Annotated in this window: 27 protein-coding genes, 1 tRNA gene and 2 pseudogenes; 18 read left to right on the top strand and 12 right to left on the bottom strand. The window is 61.0% G+C overall.

The annotated features are described in order from the left end of the window. Nucleotides 1-203: 203 nt before the first annotated feature. The 8 genes from ABID19_RS04840 to ABID19_RS04805 all read right to left on the bottom strand — a co-directional run bounded on the left by ABID19_RS04840 (nucleotide 204) and on the right by ABID19_RS04805 (nucleotide 7,932). Nucleotides 204-479, bottom strand: coding sequence for a sarcosine oxidase subunit delta (locus ABID19_RS04840; protein ID WP_354488446.1), 276 nt, complete (start codon nucleotides 477-479; stop codon nucleotides 204-206). A 16-nt stretch (nucleotides 480-495) separates the two neighbouring features. Continuing rightward, nucleotides 496-1,749 (bottom strand): sarcosine oxidase subunit beta family protein, encoded by a 1,254-nt coding sequence (locus ABID19_RS04835; protein WP_354488444.1) that lies wholly within the window; start codon nucleotides 1,747-1,749, stop codon nucleotides 496-498. A gap of 92 nt (nucleotides 1,750-1,841) precedes the next feature. Continuing rightward, nucleotides 1,842-3,149, bottom strand: a complete 1,308-nt coding sequence (gene glnT, locus ABID19_RS04830) for a type III glutamate--ammonia ligase (RefSeq protein ID WP_354488442.1) — start codon at nucleotides 3,147-3,149, stop codon at nucleotides 1,842-1,844. 40 nt (nucleotides 3,150-3,189) lie between these two features. Further along, complete coding sequence (locus ABID19_RS04825) at nucleotides 3,190-4,518, bottom strand: FMN-binding glutamate synthase family protein (protein WP_352936143.1); 1,329 nt, start codon at nucleotides 4,516-4,518, stop codon at nucleotides 3,190-3,192. Nucleotides 4,519-4,524: 6 nt separating this feature from the next. After that, nucleotides 4,525-5,259, bottom strand: a complete 735-nt coding sequence (locus tag ABID19_RS04820) for a GXGXG domain-containing protein (RefSeq protein ID WP_354488439.1) — start codon at nucleotides 5,257-5,259, stop codon at nucleotides 4,525-4,527. Between the two features lie 4 nt (nucleotides 5,260-5,263). Continuing rightward, nucleotides 5,264-6,160 carry a class II glutamine amidotransferase gene (locus ABID19_RS04815; protein WP_354488437.1) on the bottom strand — a complete coding sequence of 299 codons (897 nt, stop codon included), beginning with the start codon at nucleotides 6,158-6,160 and terminating at the stop codon, nucleotides 5,264-5,266. A 132-nt stretch (nucleotides 6,161-6,292) separates the two neighbouring features. Beyond that, nucleotides 6,293-6,511 carry a hypothetical protein gene (locus ABID19_RS04810; RefSeq protein WP_027152229.1) on the bottom strand — a complete coding sequence of 73 codons (219 nt, stop codon included), beginning with the start codon at nucleotides 6,509-6,511 and terminating at the stop codon, nucleotides 6,293-6,295. A 23-nt stretch (nucleotides 6,512-6,534) separates the two neighbouring features. Next, on the bottom strand, nucleotides 6,535-7,932 hold the full coding sequence (locus ABID19_RS04805; RefSeq protein ID WP_354488435.1) for an ammonium transporter: 1,398 nt from the start codon (nucleotides 7,930-7,932) through the stop codon (nucleotides 6,535-6,537). A 168-nt stretch (nucleotides 7,933-8,100) separates the two neighbouring features. On the opposite strand from ABID19_RS04805, the gene ABID19_RS04800 reads away from it, so the two are divergent. Genes ABID19_RS04800 through ABID19_RS04785 form a run of 4 tightly spaced genes read left to right on the top strand, consistent with a single transcriptional unit; the run spans nucleotide 8,101 to nucleotide 11,869 of the window. Then, a complete protein-coding gene (locus tag ABID19_RS04800; RefSeq protein ID WP_354488433.1) occupies nucleotides 8,101-9,234 on the top strand; it encodes an aminomethyltransferase family protein in 1,134 nt (377 codons plus the stop codon). 14 nt (nucleotides 9,235-9,248) lie between these two features. Next, a complete protein-coding gene (locus ABID19_RS04795; RefSeq protein WP_354488431.1) occupies nucleotides 9,249-9,857 on the top strand; it encodes a dimethylamine monooxygenase subunit DmmA family protein in 609 nt (202 codons plus the stop codon). Beyond that, entirely contained in the window at nucleotides 9,854-10,819 is a 966-nt protein-coding gene (locus ABID19_RS04790; RefSeq protein WP_354488430.1) for a PDR/VanB family oxidoreductase, read from the top strand. Before ABID19_RS04795 ends, ABID19_RS04790 begins: the two co-directional genes overlap by 4 nt. Before the next feature lie 9 nt (nucleotides 10,820-10,828). Next, a complete protein-coding gene (locus tag ABID19_RS04785) occupies nucleotides 10,829-11,869 on the top strand; it encodes a heme-dependent oxidative N-demethylase family protein (RefSeq protein ID WP_354488428.1) in 1,041 nt (346 codons plus the stop codon). Between the two features lie 188 nt (nucleotides 11,870-12,057). Here ABID19_RS04785 and ABID19_RS04780 read toward each other — a convergent pair whose 3' ends face one another. Then, nucleotides 12,058-12,768 (bottom strand): helix-turn-helix domain-containing protein, encoded by a 711-nt coding sequence (locus ABID19_RS04780; RefSeq protein ID WP_354488426.1) that lies wholly within the window; start codon nucleotides 12,766-12,768, stop codon nucleotides 12,058-12,060. 259 nt (nucleotides 12,769-13,027) lie between these two features. On the opposite strand from ABID19_RS04780, the gene ABID19_RS04775 reads away from it, so the two are divergent. The 3 genes from ABID19_RS04775 (at nucleotide 13,028) to ABID19_RS04765 (ending at nucleotide 15,633) form a co-directional block, all read left to right on the top strand. Then, nucleotides 13,028-14,386: an NAD(P)/FAD-dependent oxidoreductase gene (locus tag ABID19_RS04775; protein WP_354488424.1), complete on the top strand. Its 1,359-nt coding sequence runs from the start codon at nucleotides 13,028-13,030 to the stop codon at nucleotides 14,384-14,386. Nucleotides 14,387-14,457: 71 nt separating this feature from the next. Then, on the top strand, nucleotides 14,458-14,823 hold the full coding sequence (locus ABID19_RS04770; protein WP_354488422.1) for a hypothetical protein: 366 nt from the start codon (nucleotides 14,458-14,460) through the stop codon (nucleotides 14,821-14,823). A gap of 276 nt (nucleotides 14,824-15,099) precedes the next feature. Next, complete coding sequence (locus ABID19_RS04765) at nucleotides 15,100-15,633, top strand: hypothetical protein (protein ID WP_354488420.1); 534 nt, start codon at nucleotides 15,100-15,102, stop codon at nucleotides 15,631-15,633. Nucleotides 15,634-15,998: 365 nt separating this feature from the next. Here ABID19_RS04765 and ABID19_RS34330 read toward each other — a convergent pair. Beyond that, nucleotides 15,999-16,125: pseudogene (locus ABID19_RS34330) on the bottom strand (IS1595 family transposase); the annotation flags it as partial. Nucleotides 16,126-16,218: 93 nt separating this feature from the next. On the opposite strand from ABID19_RS34330, the gene ABID19_RS04760 reads away from it, so the two are divergent. Further along, nucleotides 16,219-16,461: a DUF6471 domain-containing protein gene (locus ABID19_RS04760; protein ID WP_354488418.1), complete on the top strand. Its 243-nt coding sequence runs from the start codon at nucleotides 16,219-16,221 to the stop codon at nucleotides 16,459-16,461. Nucleotides 16,462-16,533: 72 nt separating this feature from the next. Beyond that, nucleotides 16,534-16,602 (top strand) — tRNA-Glu (locus ABID19_RS04755). 217 nt (nucleotides 16,603-16,819) lie between these two features. On the opposite strand, the gene ABID19_RS04750 is transcribed toward ABID19_RS04755, so the two are convergent. Then, a complete protein-coding gene (locus ABID19_RS04750) occupies nucleotides 16,820-17,440 on the bottom strand; it encodes a glutathione S-transferase family protein (RefSeq protein WP_354488416.1) in 621 nt (206 codons plus the stop codon). 327 nt (nucleotides 17,441-17,767) lie between these two features. On the opposite strand from ABID19_RS04750, the gene ABID19_RS04745 reads away from it, so the two are divergent. After that, complete coding sequence (locus ABID19_RS04745) at nucleotides 17,768-18,679, top strand: LysR family transcriptional regulator (RefSeq protein WP_354488414.1); 912 nt, start codon at nucleotides 17,768-17,770, stop codon at nucleotides 18,677-18,679. A 4-nt stretch (nucleotides 18,680-18,683) separates the two neighbouring features. Here the strand turns inward: ABID19_RS04745 and ABID19_RS04740 are convergent. Beyond that, nucleotides 18,684-18,842, bottom strand: a pseudogene (locus tag ABID19_RS04740) (L-histidine N(alpha)-methyltransferase); the annotation flags it as partial. 161 nt (nucleotides 18,843-19,003) lie between these two features. On the opposite strand from ABID19_RS04740, the gene ABID19_RS04735 reads away from it, so the two are divergent. The 8 genes from ABID19_RS04735 to ABID19_RS04700 all read left to right on the top strand — a co-directional run bounded on the left by ABID19_RS04735 (nucleotide 19,004) and on the right by ABID19_RS04700 (nucleotide 26,274). Further along, nucleotides 19,004-20,248 (top strand): transglycosylase SLT domain-containing protein, encoded by a 1,245-nt coding sequence (locus ABID19_RS04735; RefSeq protein WP_354488412.1) that lies wholly within the window; start codon nucleotides 19,004-19,006, stop codon nucleotides 20,246-20,248. Nucleotides 20,249-20,563: 315 nt separating this feature from the next. Next, complete coding sequence (locus tag ABID19_RS04730; RefSeq protein WP_354488410.1) at nucleotides 20,564-21,202, top strand: c-type cytochrome; 639 nt, start codon at nucleotides 20,564-20,566, stop codon at nucleotides 21,200-21,202. Beyond that, nucleotides 21,199-22,191: a cytochrome c oxidase subunit II gene (gene coxB, locus ABID19_RS04725; RefSeq protein ID WP_354488409.1), complete on the top strand. Its 993-nt coding sequence runs from the start codon at nucleotides 21,199-21,201 to the stop codon at nucleotides 22,189-22,191. The genes ABID19_RS04730 and coxB overlap by 4 nt, the downstream gene beginning before the upstream one ends. Further along, nucleotides 22,188-24,101: a cytochrome c oxidase subunit I gene (gene ctaD, locus ABID19_RS04720; RefSeq protein ID WP_354488407.1), complete on the top strand. Its 1,914-nt coding sequence runs from the start codon at nucleotides 22,188-22,190 to the stop codon at nucleotides 24,099-24,101. Before coxB ends, ctaD begins: the two co-directional genes overlap by 4 nt. Next, entirely contained in the window at nucleotides 24,098-24,700 is a 603-nt protein-coding gene (locus ABID19_RS04715; protein WP_354488405.1) for a cytochrome c oxidase subunit 3, read from the top strand. The genes ctaD and ABID19_RS04715 overlap by 4 nt, the downstream gene beginning before the upstream one ends. After that, nucleotides 24,697-25,005 (top strand): hypothetical protein, encoded by a 309-nt coding sequence (locus ABID19_RS04710; protein ID WP_354488403.1) that lies wholly within the window; start codon nucleotides 24,697-24,699, stop codon nucleotides 25,003-25,005. Before ABID19_RS04715 ends, ABID19_RS04710 begins: the two co-directional genes overlap by 4 nt. Beyond that, entirely contained in the window at nucleotides 24,993-25,886 is an 894-nt protein-coding gene (locus ABID19_RS04705) for a cytochrome c oxidase assembly protein (RefSeq protein WP_354488402.1), read from the top strand. Before ABID19_RS04710 ends, ABID19_RS04705 begins: the two co-directional genes overlap by 13 nt. Continuing rightward, complete coding sequence (locus tag ABID19_RS04700) at nucleotides 25,861-26,274, top strand: c-type cytochrome (RefSeq protein WP_354488400.1); 414 nt, start codon at nucleotides 25,861-25,863, stop codon at nucleotides 26,272-26,274. The genes ABID19_RS04705 and ABID19_RS04700 overlap by 26 nt, the downstream gene beginning before the upstream one ends. Nucleotide 26,275: the final 1 nt, after the last annotated feature.

Raw genomic sequence — 26,275 nt, 5'->3', positions numbered from 1 at the left:
CGATTGCCGGCCTTCCGTCGCTTTGACGTTATGCAGGAGCGTCGCGCTGCCCCTCACCCTCCCCCTTGTGGGGAGGGTCGCTGCGAAGCAGCGGGGTGGGGGTGCGGCGCCGACCCCCACCCGGACCTGCGGTCCGACCTCCCCACAAGGGGGAGGTAGGGAGCTCGCGATCTTCGCGGCAGCGCAAACTTCGACAGGAGAATTCATTTCGCAACCTGCCTTGCACCTACGCCCGCCGCCGGCTCGATCGACGAAATCTCGTGCGTCAGCGTGTTGCGCGTGACCTTCAGCCAGGCCCGGCAGCCGCCGCCATGGTACCAATGTTCGCTCATCGCACCGGCGACATTGTCGCGCAGATAGACGTAGTCGAACACCTCGTCCTCAGAGGCGCCGGCCGCCGGACGCGCCGGCTTGGCATCGCCGAGATAGGTGAACTCGCCAAGTTCTCTTTCGCCGCAGAAAGGGCAGACAATACGCATGTTTTCCGGGCCGTCCTCAGTGCAGGTTCGGTTGGGCGCCGACGCCCTTTTCATCGATCATCGCGCCGCGGCGGAACCGGTCGAGGCGGAACTGCGCCGCCTCCTTGTGCAATTCGTCGCGCGCCAGAAGATGGGCAAAGACAAAGCCGGAGCCCGGCGTCGCCTTGAAGCCGCCATAGCACCAGCCGGCGTTGAGATAGAGCCCGTCGACCGGCGTCTTGTCGATGATCGGCGAGCCGTCCATCGACATGTCCATGATGCCGCCCCACTGGCGCAACAGGCGCACGCGGCCGATCATTGGCATCAGCGCCATGCCGCCCTCGCAGACGTCTTCCATGACCGGCATGTTGCCGCGCTGGGCATAGGAATTGTAGCCGTCGATGTCGCCGCCGAAGACCAGCCCGCCCTTGTCGGACTGGCTGACATAGAAATGGCCGGCGCCGAAGGTCATGACGTTGGGGATCAGCGGCTTGATCGCTTCGGAAACGAAGGCCTGCAGCACATGGCTTTCGATCGGCAGGCGCAGTCCAGCCATCGCCGCGACGCGCGATGAACTGCCGGCGACGGCCATGCCGACCTTGCCGGCGCCGATTGTGCCGCGCGAAGTCTCGACGCCGGTCACCTTGCCATTGGCGTCCCGCACAAAGCCGAACACTTCGCAGTTCTGGATGATATCGACGCCGAGCGCGCTCGCCGCATGGGCGTAGCCCCAGACCACCGCGTCGTGGCGCGCCGTGCCGCCACGTCGCTGCAAGAGGCCGCCTTGCACGGGAAAGCGCGCATTGTCGAAGTTCAGGAACGGCATCATCTTCCTGACCGCCGCCAGGTCGAGCAGTTCGGCATCGATGCCGTTGATGCGCATGGTGTTGCCGCGCCGCGCATAGGCGTCGCGCTGCGCGTCGGAATGATAGAGGTTGATGACGCCGCGCTGGCTGACCATCGTGTTGTAGTTGAGGTCCTGCTCCATGCGCTCCCACAGCTTCATCGACAGCTCGTAGAAACCGGTATTGCCGGGCAGCCCGTAATTGGAGCGGATGATGGTGGTGTTGCGGCCGGCATTGCCGGAGCCGATCCAGCCCTTTTCCAGCACGGCGACATTCCTGATGCCGTACTCGCTGGCCAGGAACCACGCCGTCGCCAGGCCGTGGCCGCCGCCGCCGATGATCACCACGTCGTAATGATCCTTAGGGCTGGCATCGCGCCAGGTGCGCTGCCAATTCTTGTGGCCGGAAAAGGCGGCGCGGGCGAGGGAGAAGATCGAGTATTTCATAAATCTATTCCGAGGTCGCTCGCGCTACGCAGGATCTTTCTTGACGCATCGGAACCATCCGAAAACCGCTTCGCACTATTCGGTCCGATGCTCTAGATGTCCAGCGTGTGGTCGCGCTCCCACTGGGTGAAGTGGGAAGCATAGGAATTCCATTCCTGGTGCTTGAGCTTTAGGTAAGCCGACGAGAATTCCTCACCCAGCGCCGCCTTGAGCGATTTGTCGTTGTCGAACTCGCGCAATGCATCGAGCAGGTTGAGCGGCAGCTTCGGCGCGCCCTCCACCGTATGTCCGTGCTGGTACATGTCGATGTCGTAGCGCCTGCCGGGATCGGCCTTCGAGCGGATGCCGTCGAGTCCGGCGGCGATGATGACGGCCTGCAGCAGATAGGGGTTTGCCGCGCCATCGGGCAGGCGCAGCTCGAAGCGGCCGGGGCCAGGCACGCGTACCATATGGGTGCGGTTGTTGCCGGTCCAGGTCACCGAGTTCGGCGCCCAGGTGGCGCCCGAAATGGTACGCGGCGCGTTGATGCGCTTGTAAGAATTGACGGTCGGGTTGGTGATCGCGGCTAGTGCCGAGGCATGCTTCATGATGCCGCCGAGAAAATTCCTGCCCTTCTCCGACAGGCCGAGCTCCATGGCATTATCGGCAAAGACATTGGTCTTGCCGTCCTTGTCCCACACCGAGATGTGGGCATGGCAGCCATTGCCGGTCAGGCCGGGGAATGGCTTCGGCATGAATGTTGCGCGCAGGCCGTGCTTTTCGGCAACGGACCTCACCATGAACTTGAAGAAGGAGTGCTTGTCGGCGGTCGCCAGCGCATCGTCGAAGGCCCAGTTCATCTCGAACTGGCCGTTGGCGTCCTCATGGTCGTTCTGGTAGGCGCCCCAGCCGAGCGCCAGCATGTGGTCGCAGATCTCGGCGATGACATCATAGCGGCGCATCACCGCCTGCTGGTCGTAGCAGGGCTTCGACGCCGTGTCGTATTCGTCGGAAATCGTCTTGCCGTCCGGCGAGATCAGGAAGAATTCGGCCTCGACGCCGGTCTTGATGTGCATGCCGTCGCCGGCCGCCTCGCCAATCAGACGCTTCAGCGTGTTGCGCGGCGCCTGGGCGACCGACTTGTCGTCCATGATGCAATTGGCGGCGACCCAGGCGACCTCCGGCTTCCACGGCAGCTGGATGACCGAATCCGGATCCGGCACCGCCAGCATGTCGGGATGCGCCGGCGTCAGGTCGAGCCAGGTGGCAAAGCCGGCGAAGCCGGCACCGTCCTTCTGCATATCGGCGATGGCTTGCGCCGGCACCAGCTTGGCACGCTGCCCGCCGAACAGGTCGGTGTAGGAAATCATGAAATATTTGACGCCGTTCTCTTTGGCGAATGCGGCGAGATCGTTCCCCATTATAGTTCCTCGCTTATGGAATTTTTGGTGGTCTTATATCCTAGAAGCCGTTCTTCCCCGGTATCCAGTTGGTGCCGGCCAGCGGCACGCCGGCCATGGCGGCGGCTTCGATGGTGAGCGCGACGAGATCCTCGGGCTCGAGATTGTGCAGGCTGTTCTTGCCGCAGGCGCGGGCGATGGTCTGCGCCTCGAGCGTCATCACCTTCAGATAATTCGCCAATCGCCGTCCGGCAGCGACCGGGTCGACCCGCTTCATCAGTTCGGGATCCTGCGTGGTGATGCCGGCCGGGTCGCGTCCCTCGTGCCAGTCGTCATAGGCGCCGGCGGTGGTGCCAAGCTCGTTATACTCCGCTTCCCAGCGCGGATCGTTGTCGCCGAGCGCGACAAGCGCCGCCGTGCCGATCGAAACCGCATCGACGCCGAGCGCCAGCGCCTTGGCGACATCGGCGCCGTTGCGGATGCCGCCGGAGACGATCAGCTGCACCTTGCGGTGCATGCCGAGATCCTGCAGCGCCTGCACCGCCGGCCTGATGCAGGCAAGCGTCGGCTGGCCGACATTCTCGATGAACACTTCCTGGGTTGCGGCGGTGCCGCCCTGCATGCCGTCGATCACGACGACGTCCGCGCCAGACTTCACCGCTAGGGCTGTATCGTAGTAGGGTCGTGCGCCGCCAACCTTGACGTAGATCGGCTTTTCCCAGTCGGTGATTTCGCGCAGTTCCAGGATCTTGATCTCGAGATCGTCGGGCCCGGTCCAGTCGGGATGGCGCGAGGCCGAGCGCTGGTCGATGCCCTTCGGCAGCGTGCGCATCTCGGCGACCCGGTCGGAGATCTTCTGGCCAAGCAGCATGCCGCCGCCGCCGGGCTTGGCGCCCTGGCCGACGACGATCTCGATCGCATCCGCCCGGCGCAAATCACGCGGGTTCATGCCGTAGCGCGACGGCAGATATTGATAGACCAGCGTCTGCGAGTGACCGCGCTCTTCCTCGGTCATGCCGCCGTCGCCGGTGGTCGTCGAGGTGCCGGACAGCGTCGCGCCGCGCCCCAAAGCTTCTTTGGCCGGACCGGACAGCGAGCCAAAACTCATGCCGGCGATGGTGATCGGGATTTTCAGCTCGATCGGCTTCTTGGCATGGCGCGAACCCAGCACGACACTGGTGTCGCAACGCTCGCGATAGCCTTCGAGCGGATAGCGCGAGATCGAGGCGCCGAGCACCAGCAGGTCGTCGAAATGCGGCAGCCTGCGCTTGGCGCCGGCGCCGCGGATGTCATAGATGCCGGTCGCCGCAGCGCGGCGAATCTCGGAGAGCGTGTAGTCGTCGAAGGTCGCGGATTTGCGCGGCGTCGTCGGCGGGTTGCGATAGGTCATTGAGCCTCAATACGCGTCGGCGTTGTCGATGTTGAAATTGTAGAGCGTGCGCGCCGAACCGTAACGGGTGAATTCCGTCGCTTTGACGCCGGTCACGCCGGCACGGTCGAGCAGGCCTTGCACGAATTCCAGATGCTCGGGACGCATTTCCTTGGCGATGCAATCGGCGCCGAGGCTGCTGACCTTGCCGCGCACGAACAGCCGCGCCTCGTAGATGGAATCGCCGAGCGCGTCGCCGGCATCGCCCAGCACCACCAGATTGCCCGACTGCGCCATGAACGCCGACATGTGGCCGATATTGCCATGGACGACGATGTCGATGCCTTTCATCGAAATGCCACAGCGCGACGACGCATTGCCTTCGATGACCAGCAACCCGCCCCGGCCGGTGGCGCCGGCATACTGGCTGGCATCGCCTTTCACCGTTATCGAGCCCGACATCATATTCTCGCCGACGCCAGGTCCGGCCGAGCCATGCACGGTGATGGTGCTGCCGTCGTTCATGCCGCCGCAATAATAACCGACGCTGCCGCGGATATCGATGGTGATCGGCTGGTCGACCCCGACGGCGACCGAGTGGCTGCCTTTCGGATGAAGTACTTCCCAGGCGGTCTCGTTCGAACCAGGGGTCAAATCGTGAAGCGCCTGATTGAGATCGCGCAGCGGCATTTCGCTGAGGTCGAAGACACGCGATGCATGGTTTTGATCCCGCGCGGCCTTGGAGACGTTGATTGCTGGCATGAACTCAGTGCTCCCAGAAATAGACGGTTGCGGGCTCGGGTTCCCAGACCCTCGCATTGTCTATGCCGGGCAGTTTGGTGAGCGCGCGATATTCCGAGCCGAAGGCGACATACTGGTCGGTCTCGGCCATGACGGCAGGTTTGCAGGCGATCGGATCGCGCACCACGCCAAAGCCGTTCTTGGTGCCGACGACGAAGGTGAAGAACCCGTCGAGGTCGCTCAGCGTGCCTTCCAGCGCCTCGCCGAGATTCTTGCCATGCGCCATCTGCGAGGAGAGATAGGCGGCCGCGACCTCCGTGTCGTTCTCGGTCTCGAATTTCATGCCTTCGCGTATCAGCTCGCGGCGGACATTGTTGTGATTGGACAGCGAACCATTGTGCACAAGGCACTGGTCGGCGCCGGTCGAGAACGGATGCGCGCCCATTGTTGTGACAGCCGATTCGGTCGCCATGCGGGTATGCCCGATGCCGTGCGTGCCGGTCATGCTGCTGACGTCGAAACGATCGACGACCGCCTCCGGCAAGCCGACTTCCTTGTAGATCTCGACAACGTCGCCGGCACCCATGATGCGGATATCCGGGCGAAGCGTCTGAATGGCCTCGCGCGCTTCATCGATCTTGGCGGGGGTGGTCCTGACGACGGCATGGGTCGACTTCACTGCAATGCTGACCGGGGCTCCGATGGCCTTGGCCAGTTCGGCGTCGAGGCCGCGGAAGTCGCGCTCCGGCTTTGCCGACTGGATGGTGATTTTGGCCTCGTTGCCTGTTGGCGCGCCGTAGATGGCGATGCCGGCGCTGTCGGGACCGCGATCGCTGAGCGAGATCAGCATCTGCGACAGCATTGAGCCGAGCTGGGGCTCGAGCGACTTGTCCTTCAAAAACAGTCCGACGATTCCGCACATGTCAGGCTCCTGAGATGAGGTATGATTTAGGTGCTACCAGCTTCATAAGTCCAATTCAACTCGCATGAAAGTTTTTTTCATCTTGGACAAGTCGTCTGGCGCAAATGACGCGCCAGGCGACCCGTTGGTAGCTTAATGGCGGTCGATCGCCTTTCTGGTTTCCTCTCCGGTGCGATCCGCAGCCATATCGGCTTCGATTTCAGCGTTCTCGTGGCGCGTCTGGAGGACGTGCCACCCGATCCAGAAGACGAGGCCGATGATGACCATCACGACCTCGGAGCCCTGAAAGGGATAGATCGCGCCGACGTCCTTGAGATCGACGGCCCAGCTTTCCATTCCATTGGTCGACATTGCGAATTCTCCTTGTCCTTTGACTATTTCATCATGGCCTTTTCGGCGGCTCCCACTTCGCGCACCGACGCCTCGAACGCATGGTTGAGGGCAAAGTCGACGCCCTCGAGTTCGACCTTCGCCGGTACGCGCAGGAGGTTCATGCTGTTGAGGATCTTGCAGACGATAAAGGTGGGGACGAAGCCGAGCACGAACATCAGCACCGCGCCAGCGAAGTTGCCGAGCGGGTTGATGTGCGCGAAGCCCTCATAGGGTGAGGACGGCTGTCCCCACAGCATGAAGCCCGCCACGACGACCCCGAGGAACCCGCCATAACCATGCACGGCGACGGCGCCTACCGCATCGTCGATCTTGAAGCGACGCTCGACGAAGTAGTGTAGCTTGTAGCAGATGCTAGGGACGATCGCGCCGATCAGCATCGCCTGGATCGGGTGGTAGAGGTCGTTGCCGGCCGAGGTTGCAATTACGCCGCAGAGCCCCATGGAGAATGTCCAGAACGGGTCGCCTTTCGAGACGATGTAGCCGGCCAACATACCGCCAGACAGCGACATTAGGAAATTGAAGGTAATCGCCGAGAGCGTGGTCGGCGCGAGATAGATGTTGGTCGCCGTCCAGGTCTCGCCGGTGATCTGGCCGGCAATCGTGGCCGGGCTGATCAGCGGAATGTTGCACGCGGCATAGAAGCCCCAGAAGCCGGTGAAAATCAGGAACAGGCCGATCGTGACCAGCCACACATTGTGGGGCGGGATGTCGCGCGCCGTACCGTCCGGCCTGAATTTACCGATGCGCGGTCCGAGCACGATGAGAAAGGCGAGCGCCGCTCCGCCCGCGATTGCGTGCACGACCCCCGACGCATACGCATCATGATAGCCCCAGAGCTTCACCATCCAGCCTTGCGGATGCCAGCCCCACGACGCGTCGAGGATCCACAGGACCGAGCCGACCAGCACCGCGACGATCCAGAATGCGCCAGAGCGCGCGCGCTCGATGATCGAACCCGAGACGATCGACGCCGTGGTGATGGAAAACAGCAGGAAGGCGCCCCAGAACACGCCGTTAAGGCGATGCCACAGCGCGGCATCGGTAGGGGTAACCCCCGTCTCGCCTGGATTGACACCGGAGAGGTGGGTGCCCATCAGCGGATTCCATGGTTCGGCAAATGGTGCGGTGACAAGCCCGCCCGCGATGCCCGGCCCATTGGGGAAGCCGAAATAGATCCACCAGCCGAAAAAATAGAAGGTGATCGTGACGAGCGGGATCGCCATTGCGTTCTTCATAAGCGTTTTCAGATGATTGCGTCGGCGCGACACGCCGACCTCATACATGCAGAACCCGACATGGATGAGGAACATCATGACGATGGTCACCCAGTAATAGAATTCCGTGAAAATGGTTGTTAGCGCGTTGAGATTCCCTTCCATTTCATGTCCCCTCCGTTCAGTTGCGTTCCTTGCCTCTCAGTAAAACTTTTTGCATCTTAGTATTGCGCGCTTTTGGAGTTTTGAGTCAATATGCGCGGACCGTCCCAGGGCACCGCAGTCCCCTGCAGTGGCGGAACGTCGGCAATCGTGTTGAGGAGAAGCAAGTCCATGACCGCATCCTGGAGATTTTCGACCTTGGCGGATCGCCATCGCGCGCTCGGTTCGAAGCTCGAAGACTGGAGCGGGATGGGCACCGCCTGGACCTACGACAAGGATGCCGACGAGGAATACATCTCCATCCGCACCAAGGCCGGGCTGATGGACGTGTCGGGCCTGAAGAAGGTCCACATCACCGGGCCGCATGCCTCGCATCTGATCGACCTGGCGACGACGCGCGACGTCGAGAAAATATATCCCGGCAAGTCGGCCTATGCCTGCATGCTCAACGAGGCCGGCAAGTTCACCGACGACTGCATCCTCTACCGCACCGGCCCGAATTCCTGGATGGTCGTGCATGGTTCGGGCACCGGCCATGAGGAGTTGCAGCGGGCCGCCATGGGCCGCGATGTCTCGCTGCGCTTCGACGACAATCTGCACGACCTTTCGCTGCAGGGGCCGACATCAGTCGACTATCTGGCAAAGCATGTGCCGGGCATTCGCGACCTCGCCTATTTCCACCACATGCAGACCCGGCTGTTCGGTTTTCCGGTGATGATCTCGCGCACCGGCTACACCGGCGAACGCGGCTACGAGATTTTCTGCCGTGGCCAGGATGCCGGCACGATCTGGGATACCATCCTCGATGAGGGCAAGAGCGCCGGCATCATCCCGTGCCGGTTCACCACGCTCGACATGCTGCGTGTCGAGAGCTACCTCTTGTTCTACCCCTACGACAATTCGCAGAAATATCCGTTCGAGAACGAAGGCCCCGGCGATACGCTTTGGGAACTCGGCCTCGATTTTACCGTCAGCCCAGGCAAGACAGGCTTTCGCGGCGCCGAGGAGCACTACCGCCTCAAGGGCAAGGAACGGTTCAAGATCTTCGGCGTGCTGCTCGAAGGCAAGCAGCCGGCCGACGAGGGCGCACTGGTCTATCGCGACGGCAAAAAGGTCGGCGTGGTGACCTGCGCCATGTATTCGCCGCTGGTCAAGAAATCGATGGGCATCGCCCGGCTCGACGTCGACTGCGCCGTCCAGGGCACCAGGCTCGAGATCCGCAACCAGAGCGGCGCCATCAGCGCGACGGCTGAGCCGCTTCCGTTCGACGATCCGAAGAAGACCAAGCGCACGGCGAAAGGCTGAGGCATACTGAGAGAATGGCAGCGAAAAGCATCATCAGCAGGCCGGTCTACGGAACCCTGTCCCCGCAGCCCGGCAAGCACCATCTTTTCGTCGCGGATGCAGAGGGTGCGCTGGCGATAACAGACCTGGCGTCCAAGGCGCCCGCCGGCTTCTTTGCCGATGCCCACATCATCTTCATCCCCGGCCCCAGCCCCGACCATGACGGCAAGCAAGTCGCCGCACTCGAGGCGCTGAAGCCGGCGCAGTTCTACCAGGGGCCTTCCTTCGCCAGCGCTTTGCCGCGGCTGAAGCAGACGCTGGCCAACGCGCATATGGGCCTGCGCCTCTATCTCGCCGGCACGGAAGGGCTGATCGGCCAGGCCATGCAGGTCGCGCTCGAAGCCGGCATCGACCATACCTCGATCCAGACCGAGCATCGCGGCTCGCTGGCGCGCCGCATGCAGTGCGTCCATTGCAAGGGCATCACCGAAAACGTGACGACGCAGCCGGCGACCTGTTCGCATTGTGGCCTGCTTCTCCTGGTACGCGATCATTATTCCAGACGCCTCGCGGCATTCCAGGGCGTCTGCATCAATGCGGAAGACCGCAGCGAAATTCCTCCGGCGGAGGAGATCTTTCGATGAGCACCGGCACCACCAAGCTTGACGTCGTGGTGAGCGATGTCGTTCCGGTCAACGAACTGGTGACGCGCTTCCATTTCCGCAGGCGTGACGGCGCGCTGCTGCCGACATTCTCCGGCGGTGCCCATGTCGTCGTCGAAATGCGCGATGGTGAGCGGACCCGGCTCAATCCCTATTCGCTGATGGGCTCGCCGCTCGACACGCGCGAATACACGATCTCGGTGCGCCGCGACGATGTCGGCCGCGGCGGCTCGCTGTTCATGCACAGGAATGTCAGGCCCGGCATGGAGATGGTGATCAGCTATCCGGTCAATCTGTTCTCGCTCGATCTGCGCGCCAGGAAGCATCTGATGCTGGCTGGCGGCATCGGCATCACGCCGTTCATGGCGCAGACCGCGCAGCTGGCGGCGCAAGGCGGCAATTTCGAGCTGCACTACACCTGCCGCACCGCCTCGCTCGGCACCTATGCCGATGTGCTCAGAGAGCGTTACGACCGCCGGGTCAGGCTCTACCGCGACGACCGCGACGAGCGCATCGAGCTCGACCGGCTGTTGTCGTCGCAGCCGCTCGGCACGCATCTCTATGTCTGCGGCCCGTCGGGCATGATCGGCTGGGTGCGCGATCGCGCAGCAAGCCTGGGCTGGCCGACGGAGACCGTCCACTTCGAGCATTTCGCGGCCCCGCAGCCTGGCGCGCCGTTCGACGTGACGCTGGCGGTCAGCGGCAAGACGATCCGCGTCGGCGAGCAGCAGAGTCTGCTTGAAGCGATTGAGGCCGCCGGCGTCGATCCGCCCTATCTCTGCCGCGGCGGCGTCTGCGGCCAGTGCGAAACCAACGTCATCTCGCATGACGGCAAATTCATCCACAACGACCATTGGCTGAGCGAGGAAGAGCATCGTTGCGGCAAGAAGATCATGCCTTGCGTCTCGCGCTTCGAGGGCAGGTCGCTGGTGCTGGAAAGATAGGAGGCGAGCTTGGGCATCACCTTTCGCAAGGAAACGTTCCGCGACGACTTCACCTTCAGGAACAGCCCGGAGCACATCAGGCGGTTTCCGTTCCCGTTCCATGAAGACGGCTACATGTATGCGGTCAACATCGAGCCGCATGTTGTGGGGCCGAAGGGCAGCGTGCTCGAAAACCTGATCGACGTCGACGAGCACTATGTCGCCGAGATGCAGGACCGCGCGCTGGTACTGGCCGAGGATCCACTGCGCTGCCAATCGCTGCCGCATATGACGCTGGCCGGCTGGGATCTGCTCGAACTCCTGATGGAACAGCAGGCGCTGGGTTATCCCGAGCACTTCACGCTGACGCGCGACGGCGACAAATGGCGCTGGATAAACCGGCCGCTCGGCATCGACGACACCTTCACCTTCGGCGACGTGTCGACGCTGCCTTATGGACCGATGGAATACATTACGCGCCAGAGCCAGGGCGACTTCTGCATCCTCGACCAGCGCGACGGCAATCTGTGGATGGACGCCGGGATGGTCACCACCCAGGCCGACTGGTCGCTCGATTTCGACATCGGCATGAACTTCTTCGAATGGCACGCGCCGGTGCCGCTGGCGCATGAGAAGGGAATTTTCATCCGGGCGCTGAAGTTCCTCACCAACATCCAGCAAGGCAAGCCGGCGCGGCGCCTGAACTGGACGATGACCATCAATCCGCGCCTCGACACCAGCCCGGAAAACTATCACAAATGGGGTCCGGATCGGGCGACGGTGACATCAGAAAATGTTGGCGACAAAGTCCATCTGCGCGTCGAGCTGCAGAGTTTCTGGCGGCTGCCGCGCTCAAACGGCATCGTCTTCCCGATCCGCTGCTACCTGATCAAGATGGACGAATTGGTGACGCAGCCGAAATGGGCGCGGCGCCTGCACCGCGTCATCCGCGACCTGCCCGAAGAGCTCGTCAATTACAAAGGCCTGACGCGCTATCGCCCGACGCTGCTCGAGTGGCTGTCGAAGCTGGATGATGGCAGCCCGACGAGCCCGGGCTTTGGGCCGGATTGAGTTTTTCTGCGCTTGTCAGCGCGCTCCCCCTCAGGATTTGGGTTCCTCGCCCCCGCGAAGCGGGGAGAGGTGGCCGCGAAGCGGCCGGAGAGGAGGCCTTCGTAGAGCGCGGCTCCCCCTCTCCGTCTCGGCTTCGCCGAGCCACCTCTCCCCCACTTTCGTGGGGGCGAGGAACCCAAGCTAGAGTCTCACCCCGCACTGCTCTGCGGATAACAGATGATCGACAAATAGCGCATCGGCAGAACCGTCAGCACTTCCGGTCCGTGCGGTGCATCGGCGTCGAAGAACAAGCTGTCCCCCGGCTTCATCGGGTAGAGATTGCTGCCATGCCGATAAACGACCTCGCCTTCCAGCATGTAGAGGAACTCCATGCCTTCATGCTGGAAGGTCGGAAACACATCGGAATCCTCGGTCAGCGTGATCAGATAGGGCTCGACGACAACGCCGCTGGTGTTCGAGCCGATATGGCCGAGAAGATTGTACTGGTGGCCGGCGCGCGTGCCGCGGCGCTCGACATCGAGCCCTTCGCCGGCCTTGACGAAGACGGCGCTGCGCTCCTCCTCGAAGCGGCGAAAGAAGGCGGTGACCGGAACGCCGAGCGCCCGCGACAGCGCCTGCAGCGTCGTCAGCGACGGCGAGGTGATGCCGTTTTCGATCTTCGACAGCATGCCCAGCGAAATGTCGGTGGCGACAGCAAGATCGGCGACGGTGATGCCGAGCTTCTTGCGGAACGCCCGCACCTCGCGGCCGATCGCCACCTCCAGGACTTTTTCACGGATGTCGCGAACGGCGTGCGGGTCCTGGGTCAGCGGCGCCCGGATCGTTGCCGCGCCCTTCGGCAATGGCTTGGTCTTGGCGGGAGCTGTCCCATTCCTGAAGTTCGAAGCCTTCTTCGCCATGTCGCCACCCCGGGGTTCTCAGGATTTATTTCACTCACGGTGAACATATTCGCTGCGGGTAGCTGAGCGCAACTGCGGCAGCAAGCCGCTTCACGTCGACCCTCATGCGGGCCGGATTTCCGCCGTCAGCAGTTCTGCTGAAATCCGACCCGATGAAACGCGGTTTCAGCAGAAGGCCTGTTGACAGTATCGAAGGGGCAATTACTGTCCCTGTCAGTGAAATTTGTTTCGTTAGGGAAATGAGAACGGGAGGCCTGCAATGAAAAGTCGTGTTGCCGTCATTGGAGCCGGACCGTCCGGCATGGCCCAGCTTCGAGCCTTCAAGTCGGCAGCCGACAAGGGCGCGGACATCCCGGAAATCGTCTGCTTCGAAAAGCAGTCCGACTGGGGCGGCCTATGGAACTATACCTGGCGCACCGGCCTCGACGAGCATGGCGACCCGGTACATGGCTCGATGTACCGTTATCTCTGGTCGAACGGGCCGAAGGAATGCCTCGAATTCGCCGACTACACGTTCGAGGAGCATTTCGGCCGGCCGATCGGCTCCTATCCGCCGCGTGCGGTGCTGTGGGATTACATCAAGGGCCGCGTTGAAAAATCCGGCGTGCGCGAATGGGTGCGCTTCAACAGCCCGGTGCGCATGGTGACGTTTTCGGACACGACGAAGAAGTTCACCGTCACCGCGCATGACCGCACCAACGACGTCACCTATTCGGAAGAGTTCGACAACGTCGTTGTCGCCTCAGGGCATTTCTCCGTGCCCAACGTCCCTTATTTCGAAGGCTTTTCGAGCTTCAATGGCCGCATCCTGCACAGCCACGATTTCCGCGACGCCATGGAATTCAAGGACAAGGACATCCTGATCATCGGCCGCTCCTATTCGGCCGAGGATATCGGCTCGCAATGCTACAAATACGGCGCCAAATCGATCACCTCCAGCTACCGCTCGAAGCCGATGGGCTTCAAATGGCCTGACAATTGGCAGGAAGTGCCGCTGCTGCAGAAGGTCGTCGGCAAGACCGCGCATTTCAAGGACGGCAGCACCAGGGATGTCGACGCCATCATCCTGTGCACCGGCTATCTCCATTCCTTCCCGTTCCTGACCGAGGATCTGAAGCTCAAGACGGCCAACCGCATGTGGCCGGACGGGCTCTATGAGGGCGTCGTCTGGGAGAAGAACCCGCGGCTGTTCTACATCGGCATGCAGGACCAATTCTACACCTTCAACATGTTCGACGCGCAGGCCTGGTTCGCGCGCGACGTCATCATGGGCCGCATCAAGCTGCCTTCGGCAGAAGTGATGGCGGAACACGGCGCGAAATGGCGGGCGCGCGAGGAAACGCTGGAAGACGCCGAGCAGATGATCTGGTTCCAGGGCGACTACACCAAGGAGCTCATGGAGCAGACCGACTATCCCGGCTTCGACGTCGAGGCTGTCAATCAGACCTTCATGGAGTGGGAGCACCACAAGATGGAGAACATCATGACATTCCGCGACAATGCCTACCGTTCGCTGATGACCGGCACGATGGCGCCGTTGCACCATACGCCCTGGCTGCAGGCGATGGACGATTCGATGGAAAGCTATCTGGAAGTGAAAGGGGTGGCGGCGGAGTAGGCCGGTATTATGGAGAAGACCCACCAAATATGATGTTTACATCATCGTTATAGAGGTGTACATCATCATACATGGTGACCCGTTCAGACTGTGATCGACCGAACGCCGTTGCCGGTCTTGTGGGCAAGCACCGGGAGCTTACAGCCCTGCGCGACAAATACCGCGCCGAGATCAAAAAGCTGGCCATCGACATAGACCATCTGGACGCGGCAATGAGGCTGTTCGATCCGAACGCCGACACGTCCCCGATAAAAAAGTACGTGACCAAGCATCGCGCCGAGAAAGGCTCTGTGAAGCGGTTTCTGCTCAACACAATGCGAGAGGCAACGGAGCCGCTGACATCGCGCCAGATCACCGAGATGTGGGTAGCAGATCGCGGCCTTGTCGCCGACGATGCAACCTACGCCGCGATAAGAAACGGATTGGAGCCTGCATAAAAACGTGCGTCGGCCAAGGGCTGGTTGTCGAATGCGGCTGGTCGGAAGACCACGACGCCAACGGGCCTTACACGCTCTGGAAACTAAAACGGGGCGGCCAGTAGGTCGCCCTTTTTCTTTGTTCTGGACCGTTCAATTCTTTGACCTTCTGGTAAAATCGTACCCGTTTTGTCCTCCTCTGTTCTTATGCTCTGTGAATTGAGAGCTAGAAGACTTGTACGTACCTTGGATTCTGTGCGATAAGAGAGCAGAGAATCAGACCTGACAGGTGTTGATATGGCAAACGAACTTCTTGAAGCGGCAAAGCGGGAGGCAGACAGCCTTCGGGCCATGCTTGCCAAGGACCCTGTTTTCCAGAAGCTCCAGATCGTCCAGAAGCTTATCGACAGCTACGAGGCGTTCGACGCCATGGATAGGGCCAAGCCGATCACGGCGGCGGCGAGGTCGCCGAAGGCGGCCTCGGTAGCCCGCCCCGGGACGAAGTTGGCACAAGTGGAGAATTTGGTGATCGTCCACACCATTTCCACCGGCCTTCGCGCCACTTCCGGGCAGCTTCTCCCGATTGTCGTTAATGCAGGGATTGAGCTTGGAGGGCAGGTGCCGGCCAAGACTCTTTCCTCCATGCTGAGTAACTCCAGCCGGCTGAACAATCTTCCCGGCCACGGTTACGGGCCTGCGGAATGGGGCGAAAGCCCCGGCCCGGGAGCCGAAAAAGACAAAACGCCCGCCGATCTTCTGGCAGACGTTTCATCGAATACCAGCCACGTGCCGCAAGGCCCCATGCTGGTGCACCAGACAGGGGGGAACTAGGTGTCCCTGTTTGGCAATCTTTCCGCTACCTACGGCAGACCCGGCGCTGTTGGCCCCGGGAGAACGGAGAAAACCATGTCTACTGCATCACCGCGCTTCGGCGTTATCCGGACTGCCGCACCACCGGCAGGATCGGTTCCGAGGAAGTTAATACCGTAATCATGGGCAGGCCGACAACGCGTCGGCCTGCTTCGTTTCTTATAACACACCAGAATCTACGCCTCAACCTTTTCAGGCGCGCTTGGCAATATGGCGCTGCCAATACCCGCACCATTGATTGGACTTCGGCGCGACGCCGACCGCACTCACTGCCGTTGCAAATTGGTTTCCATTGGCTTCGCGGCGGTTGTCCTCTCGGCGGCGTAGTCACCATCCGTTTCCGACCAGCGTATTTGCGGAAGGCCGTCCGGGCTTCCGTATCCGACATGCGCATAACCTTGACCAGAGGGAGAGGGTCTTGGCGGCAGGAGAGAGGAGGAAATGTTGAGGCATATCGAATCCGATGATGTTGCACATCGGATATAGGACATTGAATCTGCAAATGCAAGGGTATATATCACCATTCATGATGTTTTTTCTGGAGAAATGATGATGGCGGACAATTCCCTCACTGCGCCCTACGAAGAACGGGCGAAAAACATACTGAAAGGCGAACTGAAGCGCCGGGGGATAACCTACGCGCTGCTCGCCGAGAAATTGAAGGAAAAGGGCGCGCATGAGAACGAGCGCAATCTGGCGAACAAGATAAGCCGTGGCAGCTTCACCGCCGCATTTTTCATGATGTGCATGGATGTGATCGGCGTCCGCCAAGTCAGCTTGGAAATCTAAACGGTGCTTGATCTTGATTTAGCGACAGCTAATAGCTAAATCCCTGCTGCGCCCCTTGGCGGTCGCTTGATCGCCTGTAGTTTAACGGTAGAACGCTTGATTTTCAATCTTGAGGTGTTGGTTCGAAACCAGCCGGGGGCGCGCCCTTCCTCTCTCAGATAACCGCATATGATGCATTTGGTGAGTTTTCTCCATAATACCGGAGTAGGCCATAAGCCGCCCACCGCGCCACTGACAAGATGGTCGCGATTGCGGGCAGCGCGCGCCATCTTCATACGCGCGCTGGCCAGACAGGAGGGCCAGAAATTATAGTTTCACGCCGACGCTCGCCAGGAAGCTTTCCATACGGTTGTCAACCTCAGCCTTCGTCTCCGCCCACGCTGGGACCGACTGGAGAAGATTGTCGTGCCAGGCCATGAGGTTCGGATACTCCCGGAAGGGAGGCTTTGAACGATCGATCTGCGAAAAGGGCCCCCGCAATATCGATATCAGCAAGGGTCAGAGCTTGGCCAACCATGAACTTGCGGCCTTCAAGATGCTGGTCGAGCACCTTCGCTGCGGCGCGAATCTTGCCCTCGGCGAACGCGATGAGGGGCTCGTTCTTCGGTAGGCCCATGACCGTCTTCCCGACCCGCTCATCGAAGAGGGTGGTTGCGAAGATGCGCCATTGCTCGCCTGACCAGAACATCCACTGAAGGACCTGAAAGCGATCTTTTTCCGTGGTTCCGACCAGCGGCGAGTTTATCTTGTTAGCCAGATAAAGATTGATCGCGGCGGCCTCATAGAGAATGAAATCGCCATCTTCCAGAACCGGCGTCAGACCGTGTGGATTGAAGCGCGATTTGAACTCGTCGGTCTGGCTTTCGCCCTTAAACAGATCGACGTTCACGCGTTCCAACTTGATGCCCATGATCTTCGCAGCGGTGTTAACGCGGCGCAAGCTGCCCGAGCCCGCATCACCATAGATCTTGATTGCCATAACTCTTCCTTTCAGTTCCGGGCCCGCGACCGGGCGGCCGAATACCGATTCTCACATTCCTCCTTCGAATGGTATTGGCGCCTACAGAATACTATCTATTCTTCCTTGGAATGAATCGATGTATTGTGTGCGTGGTGGGTCGTGGCCTAGTCAGCAAGCTCGATCGACGCCCGGTCGGGATAAAAAGCGAGATAGCCCGCGATGTCGCCAACCGCTTCCCTTTTTGCGGTCGGCCATATGTCCTTTCGACCGCGAATCTACGTCAGTTAAGCAATCAGGTAAGATCGGAAACCGTTATGTCTTCTATTCTTCTGAGGAATGAAAGTGGTGGATAAGTTGGACGCGATGCGGATGTTCGTGCGCGTCGTCGAAAGCGGAAGCTTTTCAAAGGCAGCGCGGGACCTCAACGTCAGCCAGCCGACCGTCAGCAAACAGCTCGCTGCTCTTGAAGCGCGGCTCGGGACGCAACTCCTCGTGAGAAATTCCCGTGCCCTTGCCGTGACGCCCGCAGGGCAGGACTATTACGAGGCCACCGTCCGTATCCTTCAGGATCTCGACTTCGTCGAAGAGAGAGTCCTTGAAGGGCAGTCGGCCCCTTCAGGGCTGGTTCGCGTGACCCTCTCGCCAGCCTTCGGGAGGATGTTCGTTGTTCCCCGGCTGGCGGATTTTAGGAACCGTTTCCCCGACGTCGCGATCGAGATGGAAGTCTCCGGACGGCACCTTGACCTTATCGAGGAGGGAATAGACGTCGCGATCCGTATCGGTCGGCTTTCGGATTCAGCACTCGTCGCCCGGCGCATCGGCGATATGCGGATGATAACCTTGGCCTCCGCCGACTATTTTGCCCAACACGGCACGCCGCGAACGTTAGACGAACTGCGCAACCACCAGCGTATCAGCTATGTCTACCAGGGCGATATCATTGGGTGGGGCTTCCACGTAGACGGCCGGCAGGTCACGGTCGACGGTGGGGGAGCGTTCCGCACAAATGACGCCGAGCATGTCCGCGGCGCGGTCCTCGCGGGCCTCGGCATCGCCCATCACGCGAGTTGGTTGTTCACGGATGTGTTGGCCTCCGGCGAGGTCGTACGAATTCTGGACCAGCATGCGCCGCCGCCCTTCCCGATCAACGCTGTGACCGCTGCAGGACGGCGCATGCCCTCCCGAGTGCGGCGGTTCATCGATTTTCTCGCTGCGATTTGCGCCAAGGAGCCAGAATTAATGATAGGCGACTGTTAGCCCGTCATGGAGCGGACAGCTCCGGGTTGGCCCTGCACGGGAGGACGCTGAACAGGCCTTTGTCGTCGGTCCAGTCGGCCATTGGCGACCATCCCGCTGCGCGCAGCAACAAGGTAGCGGCCGCATGGCTGTACTTGTGGCTATTTTCAGTATGGATGGTTTCGCCGGCCTCTACCGCCTAACGCGCTGATTGGGTTTGAATCATAGGCAGACTCACCATGGAATTTTCTGCTCGCAACCGGTGACTTTCACAAGCAACGCATCGACTATGCGAGGCTCGTTAAAAATCATCTCATTGTACGTCGCGACTTGTTTCGCCGCACTATGGCCATTGTGCCGCCACGATCCGTGATTACCTCAAGGGTACACCGACCGTTCTTCTTGTCTTTTTCGACGTTGACGGCGCAGCGTTGGAAGGTAGATCTGTCCGAAGGCATCTGGACAGCTAGACAAGGAACGGAGGGGGACCTGGCGTCACTCCAGAGCACACGTGAATTCTTGGCTTGCGGAGGCGTTCTCCTTTCGGGCAGACGACCTTTGTCGAAAATGATCGCGGGGCTTGGCTTGGCGGCGACAGTCGCAATCGTGCCTTGGCCGCTCTATTCGGGAGTTATGGCCAACGGAGTGACCGAGTTCGCGGTTGCCACTGCCATTCCGTCTCCTTTTCTGGATTTCCTCTCATCCGCCCCCGAGTTCGATCTAGGCGCCACGCCGACCTCCGGACGCGAGGGAGAACGCACGCTGGCCGAGGCCCTGAAAAGCACCGTCTCCATTCTTTCCGAAGGCGCCGAACAGATCGTCACCGGCATGGCGGTGCACGAGTTCGGCAAGCACAAGGTGTCGCAGCACGTCGCCAGTGAAATCCTGCGCGCAGCGAAGGACACCCAATTTCCCGCCGATACGCTTTTTGCGATCGCCGAGAAGGAATCCTCCTTCGATATCAACATTCGCCCGCCGAAAGGGTCGGCACTTGGTCTTATGCAATTCCTCGACCAGACATGGCTCGAGGCCGTGAAGAACCACGGTGCAGAATTCGGCCTGGGCGAAGAAGCGGAACTGATCCGGACCCGCCCCGACGGCAAGCGCGAACACCATTTCGTCGAGGACAAGGCCGAAGAACAGCGCATTCTTGAGATCAGGCGCGATCCCTATCTGTCGGCCGCACTTGCGGCCAAGAACCTTCTTGCGGCCAAGGAAACTATCGAAGCCCGTCTTGAGAAGGTCATGGACGAAAGGGATCTCTACCTCCCCCATTTCCTTGGCACGAACGGGGCAGCAACGCTCCTGTCGAATGCTGATGAGAAGCCAAATGTCAAAGCCAGCAAACTCTTCCCCAAGGCGGCGCGCTTCAATACCGCGATATTCAGAGCCAACGGAAAACAGCTCACCGTCGGCCAGTTTCACCAGCGCATGCGCTCCTTCTTGGAAGCCCGCATCGGCAAATACAGCGATGTCGAGACCCGCGTGAAAGAGGCTGACCTGTCGTCCTGGACAGCCGACATCGAAAATCTCGTCTACGCTTTGAGCGAACGGCTGACGATGGCGAGGCAGCGATACCAGCCAGGCTGAGCGGTTTCATTTCGGAGGGCCTTCCGGCCTCCCGGCACCCGACCAAGCCGGGATCGGGCGACTGCGCCGGTCCTAAGGATCGGAAAGTCCGAATGATATTGGAACTAAGCGGCTCCTTGATGGTTTGATTTCCCACGCAGCTTTGCGGGCCGAACCCAATGACAGGGGGATCAGGAAACGCCGGACATCGGTTTTGCCAGCGGCGATCCCGTCGGAGATCGGGGCGGAACCCCATCCTCCGAGCTTCCGCCGGCATGTCTCAGCCGGCCGAGCCACAAGCCGATCAATTGAGGATCGCCGGATGAGAGGTCCGCGATGTCGTCAACTGTCCCAGGCCCAACTGCTGCCTTAGGCCCAATTTTCTCGGGCAAATCATCCAGCCTGCTTGCGACGGTCGGCCTCTTTGTCGTTGCGCTCGTCGTGACGGCCACCGTCGGTTTGCTGCGGCAGCCGCGACAATACCGCGTCGATCCCCCGGTATCGGCGGCACTTGAAGGATTGCGCCTGATGCCGAACGGCATAGCGGGCGCTCCTCCGGAAGTTTATTTTGCGCTGGGCCAACCCTATGAGAGGACGGCTTACGACCTTAACCAGGGCAAGCGCCTCTATTCCTGGTTCGGCTGCTCATCCTGTCATGGTGACGGAGAAGGTGGGACCGGGCCATCGTTTCTGGATGGGTGGTGGCTCTACGGGCCATCGATGGTCTCGATTGCGGCTTCCATTCGTGATGGGCGCCCGCACGGCATGCCGGCGTTCCGCGACAGGATGACAATCGCTGAAATCTGGCAGCTTGCCGGCTACATCAAAGCCGTCGGGGCCTATTCCGCCAAGCTGACCGCGCCCAGCCGCAACGACGAGCGGCAGACGCGGCCGGCCGAGAACCGTGCCCCGGCTGCGATCCTCTTCGAGCAGGATCCGGCTCCGGTCCATCCAGAGCAGGGGCCGTCGCCTTGAAAAGAGCCGCGATTTCCCTCTCGCTCCTGCTTTTGCTTTCAGGATGCGGCGGCGTTCAGTCGGCTCTCGACGCGCACGGGCATAACGCGATCCTTCTCAAAGGCCTGATCGTCTTCGTCGTGGCGACCTGTTTCGCCGTGTGGATCGTCGTCATGCTCGTGCTTGTCTGGTCGCTCGTCCGCCGCCGTGATCGGCAAGCGATGGACGATGGAAGTCTGGATCGACGCATGACGATAGCCGTATCCGGAGCGGTCGCGGCGACGGCGCTCATCATCAGCGGCTTGACGATCGCCAGCTTTTACACGACGCGTGGCCTCGATCCGGCTCGGGACGCCGACCTGACGATCCGTGTCCGCGCCCAGCAATGGTGGTGGCAGTTCATTTACGAAGACGCCGATCCAGCGCGGTCCTTCCAGACTGCCAACGAAATCCATATTCCGGTCGGAAAAGACGTGCGTGTGCTGCTCGAAAGCAGCGACGTCATCCACTCCTTTTGGGTGCCGAGCCTTGCGGGAAAGCAGGATCTTATCCCGGGGCGAGAGAACATCCTGACGTTTCGGGCGGAGCGGCCAGGCGTCTATCGCGGTCAATGCGCCGAGTTCTGCGGGCTTCAGCACAGCCATATGGCTCTTTTTGTCATCGCGGAAGATGAGGAGCGCTACCGGCAATGGGCCTCAGCCCAGCGGAAAGAGGGGCTGGAGCCGCGCGAGCCGGAAACGGCCGCCGGCAAAGCCGCGTTCATGGCGAGGCAATGTTCGGCCTGCCACACGATCCGCGGGACCGAGGCATCCGGAATCACCGGTCCGGATCTGACCCATATGGGAAGCCGCCGCACCATCGCCGCCGGGCTGCTAGAGAATACCCGCGGCTCGCTTGCAGCCTGGATCGCCGACCCGCAGACGCTCAAGCCCGGAAACAACATGCCGATAGTGCCGCTCTCGGCTGACGAATTGCGGCAGATCTCCGCCTATATGGGTAGCCTGAAATGACGATCGAGCAGAGATCGTCGGCAGCGACCGACGTCGATCTGGACGATGTCGAACTCGACCGTCGGCTCGATCGGACATGGGCCCGACGGACGGGCTTTTGGGGTGCAATCGCTGCCGTCGACCACAAGGTGATCGCGCGGCGCTACATCGTGACCGCATTCGTGTTTCTTATCCTCGGCGGCATGCTCGCGCTTGCGATGCGCATCCAGCTGGCGCAGCCGGAGGCACGCTTTATCGATGCGGATCGCTACAACCAGATCTTCACCATGCACGGCTCGAACATGATGTTCCTGTTCGCCGTGCCGGTGATGGAGGCCATGGCGGTCTATCTCGTGCCGCTGATGGTCGGCACCCGCAATATAGCCTTCCCGAGGCTGAACGCCTTTTCCTATTGGATATTCCTGGCCGGCGGACTGCTGCTCTGGATCTCCTTTGCGCTCGACACGGCGCCGGACGTCGGTTGGTTCGCATACGTGCCTCTCTCGGGGCCTGAATATGGCTCGGGCAAGCGCGCTGACATCTGGGCGCAGATGATCACTTTCACCGAATTGTCGGCGCTCGCGGTCGCGGTGGAAATTGTCGTAACCGTTTTGAAGCAGCGCGCGCCGGGCATGTCGCTCGATCAAATACCGCTGCTGGTCTGGTCCATGCTCGTCATGGCGTTCGTCGTTATCATGGCGATGCCGGCCATCGTGTTCGAGAGTTCGACCCTGATCATGGACCGGCTTGTCGGAACGCAATTCTACAATCCTGCCGAAGGTGGCGATGTGCTGCTCTGGCAGCACCTGTTCTGGTTCTTCGGCCATCCGGAGGTTTACATCATCTTTCTGCCGGCGGTCGGCATGGTTTCAGCGATCCTGCCGACATTCGTGCAGCGTCCGATATTCGGTTATCTACCGCTGGTGATGGCGCTGATCGCGACCGGAGTGTTGGCGTTCGGGCTGTGGGTGCATCACATGTTCGTGGTCGGCCTGCCCAGGCTCGGTGAAAGCTTTTTCACCGCATCGAGCATGGCGATCGCTATACCCGCGGGCGTCCAGATCTTCTGCTGGCTGGCAACGCTCTGGGCGGGGCGGCCGGTATTCAAGACGCCCCTGCTCTTCGTGATCGGCTTCATCGTCACATTCGTGATCGGTGGCCTGACCGGCGTTATGGTGGCGTCGGTGCCGTTTGACGCTCAGGTCCACGACACCTATTTCGTCGTCGCGCACTTCCATTACGTTCTGATCGGCGGCGCGATCTTTCCCTTGATCGCCGGCATCTACTACTGGTTTCCCAAGATGACCGGCCGGATGATGAGCGAGCGGCTCGGGCGGTGGGCATTCTGGCTGATCTTCGTCGGCTTCCAGCTTACCTTTTTCCCGATGCACATTCTCGGGCTGCAGGGCATGCCGCGCCGCATCTACACCTATCAGCCGGAGATGCCCTGGGGCGGGCTTAATCTGTTCATCAGCCTCAGCGCGGTCATCCTGTCCTCAGGCTTTCTCGTCTTCTTCATTGACGTCATCCGCAGTTGGTCGGCCGGCCGGCCGGCCGGGCCGAATCCATGGAACGCATCGTCCCTTGAATGGGCAATGAATTCGCCGCCTCCTTCCTATAATTTTCGGCGCATTCCGGTCGTCGATGCGCGCGATCCTCTTTGGTGTGGATCTGATGAACTGCCGGTGGCGTCCGGCCTGCGCACCGATCGTCGCGAACTTTTGATCAGCAGCGTCGTCGAAGCCCTGCCAGAAGCGCGCGAGTCGTCGCCGCGGGATTCCGTCTGGCCATTCTGGGCGGCCATCGCCACGTCGATCATGCTGATCTGGTCGATGTTTTCGCCCTGGGCCATCGTCTGGGGCTCCATCCCGATTGCGATCACCCTGATCGGATGGTTCTGGCCAAAGGGCATTGCGGAGGATGAGTCGTGAAGGAACGGCCGGTCCTGGACGTCTCGAAACTGCCGCTGCACGGCATGGGAACAGCAAGTCCCGCCTGGTGGGGCACATGCACCTTCATGCTCATCGAGGGATCCGCCTTCGGCCTCGCCATAGCCGTCTATTTTTACCTGATGAGCCTGGCGCCGCACTGGCCGCCCGATGCGCCACCGCCCGATCTGTTTGCCGGAACAGGTCTGACAGTTCTGCTCCTGGCAAGCGTCGTGCCGAACGTCCTCGTATCCCGTTGGGCGCAACAGAGGAAACTGCGAAGGGTTCGCATCGGCCTCATCGTGATGGCGCTGTGCGGCATAGCGCCACTGGCGCTGCGCATCTTCGAATTTCCGGCTCAGCATGTGAGCTGGGATGAGAGCGCCTACGGCTCGATTGTATGGACCATACTTGGCCTTCACACCGTCCATATCATCACGGATCTTATCGATACGCTGGTGTTGACGTGCCTGATGTTTTCTCGGCACGGCGACAACACTCGCCGATATGGTGATGTCGAAGACAATGCGCTCTATTGGAACTTTGTCGTCATTGCGTGGCTTCCTCTGTATGCCTGCATCTACTGGGTGCCACGTCTATGAGTATCGGAACGGCGAGGTATATCGGATTTTTGGCGCCGGGCGCATGGGCGATCAACACCCAACTCGGCCAAATGCTTCCCCATCTGGACTGTGCCAGCAGCACAGGCTGGACGGCTGGCACGGCATTCGCCGCTACCGTTCTGGCGCTGACGGGCGTGCTCGTCGCGCGCAACGATGGCGTTTCGACAGCGTCTAGAACGAAGCTCTTTATCAGCAGGCTGAATGTACTCCTCGGCCTTGCCTTCGCCTTTGCGCTTGTCCTGCAGGGGGCAGCTACGCTGCTGCTGAGTGCATGCGAACGCTGACCGCCATCATGCTGCTTCTGATGAGCGTCAGCCAAGTGGCGGCGCATGACGGGGACGCGCATGGCTCGGCATTCGTCTGGACTTTCGATCCGTGGATCGTCGTTCCGATAGCCGTTGCCGGCGCCCTCTACGCAGCCGGTTCATTCAGGCTGGCGCAGCGGTCGAACAGTCGTCAGTCCCTGATCAGATCCGCAGCCGCCTATTGGTTGGGATGGATCGTGCTGGCAGCTGCCTTGGTATCGCCTCTGCACTATCTGGGCGAGCACCTGTTCACCTTCCATATGATCGAGCATGAGCTCGTCATGGCGGTTTCGGCGCCACTTTTTGTGCTCGCGCGACCAATCGGCGTGCTGCTCTGGGGCCTGCCGCGGTCGATCCGGCATCTGGTTCGCAGCGCCATGAAAACGGCTGTTGTAGGAAAGACCTGGAACGCTTTGGGCACAGGACCCGGCGCAACCATCCTGCACGGCGTCGCCATATGGGCCTGGCATGCGCCAGTCCTGCTCGACGCAACGGTGAGCGATATAACGCTTCACCGGCTGCAGCATCTGAGCTTCTTCATCACGGCGGTCCTCTTCTGGTGGGTAATGGTCTGGCGAAGCGACCGCGGCTTTGCCTCGTGGCACCTGTTCCTCACCATGTTGCATACCAGCATTCTCGGCTCCCTGATCGCGCTTGCACCGCGCGCCATCTATGTGGCGCAAACGCGAACCGCCGATGACTGGGGCCTTACGCCGCTCGAAGATCAGCAATTGGCAGGCATCCTGATGTGGGTGCCCGGCGGCATCATCTATGCCGGAGCGGCGCTGACGATGCTTGCGCTGTGGATCGCGAATTCGGGCAAGGGAGGTCTCGATGCCAGTCGTTCCCCTTCGCCCTGACTTCCGTGCTGTTTTGGCGAGCGCCCTGCTGGTGTTGCTGTCGGTCGGGATCGGAGCCAACCTCATCAAAGACCGGGAGCAGCGTCGCTCGGTGGCGATGGCGATGACCGGTGGTGATCCGTCACGGGCCCCGGCGATTTTCCGCAGGTATGGATGTGGAGGATGCCACGTCATCCCCGGCATTTCAGGCGCGGACGGCAAGGTCGGCGGCCCGCTTGTCGATCTGCGGCAGCAGGTCTATGTCGGCGGGGTCGTCAACAACACCCCGGACAATCTCGTCCAATGGATCGTTTTCCCGCAGCGCTTTTCACCGCGGTCGGCGATGCCCGCAACCGGTATTTCGCAAGCAGAGGCGAGGGATCTTGCGGCCTATCTCTACGCACGCTGAG

The organism is Mesorhizobium robiniae (assembly GCF_040545535.1).
In the GTDB taxonomy this organism is placed as follows: domain Bacteria; phylum Pseudomonadota; class Alphaproteobacteria; order Rhizobiales; family Rhizobiaceae; genus Mesorhizobium; species Mesorhizobium robiniae.
The sequence above is the reverse complement of the archived record's forward strand: the minus strand, read 5'-3'. Positions and strand labels throughout refer to the sequence as shown.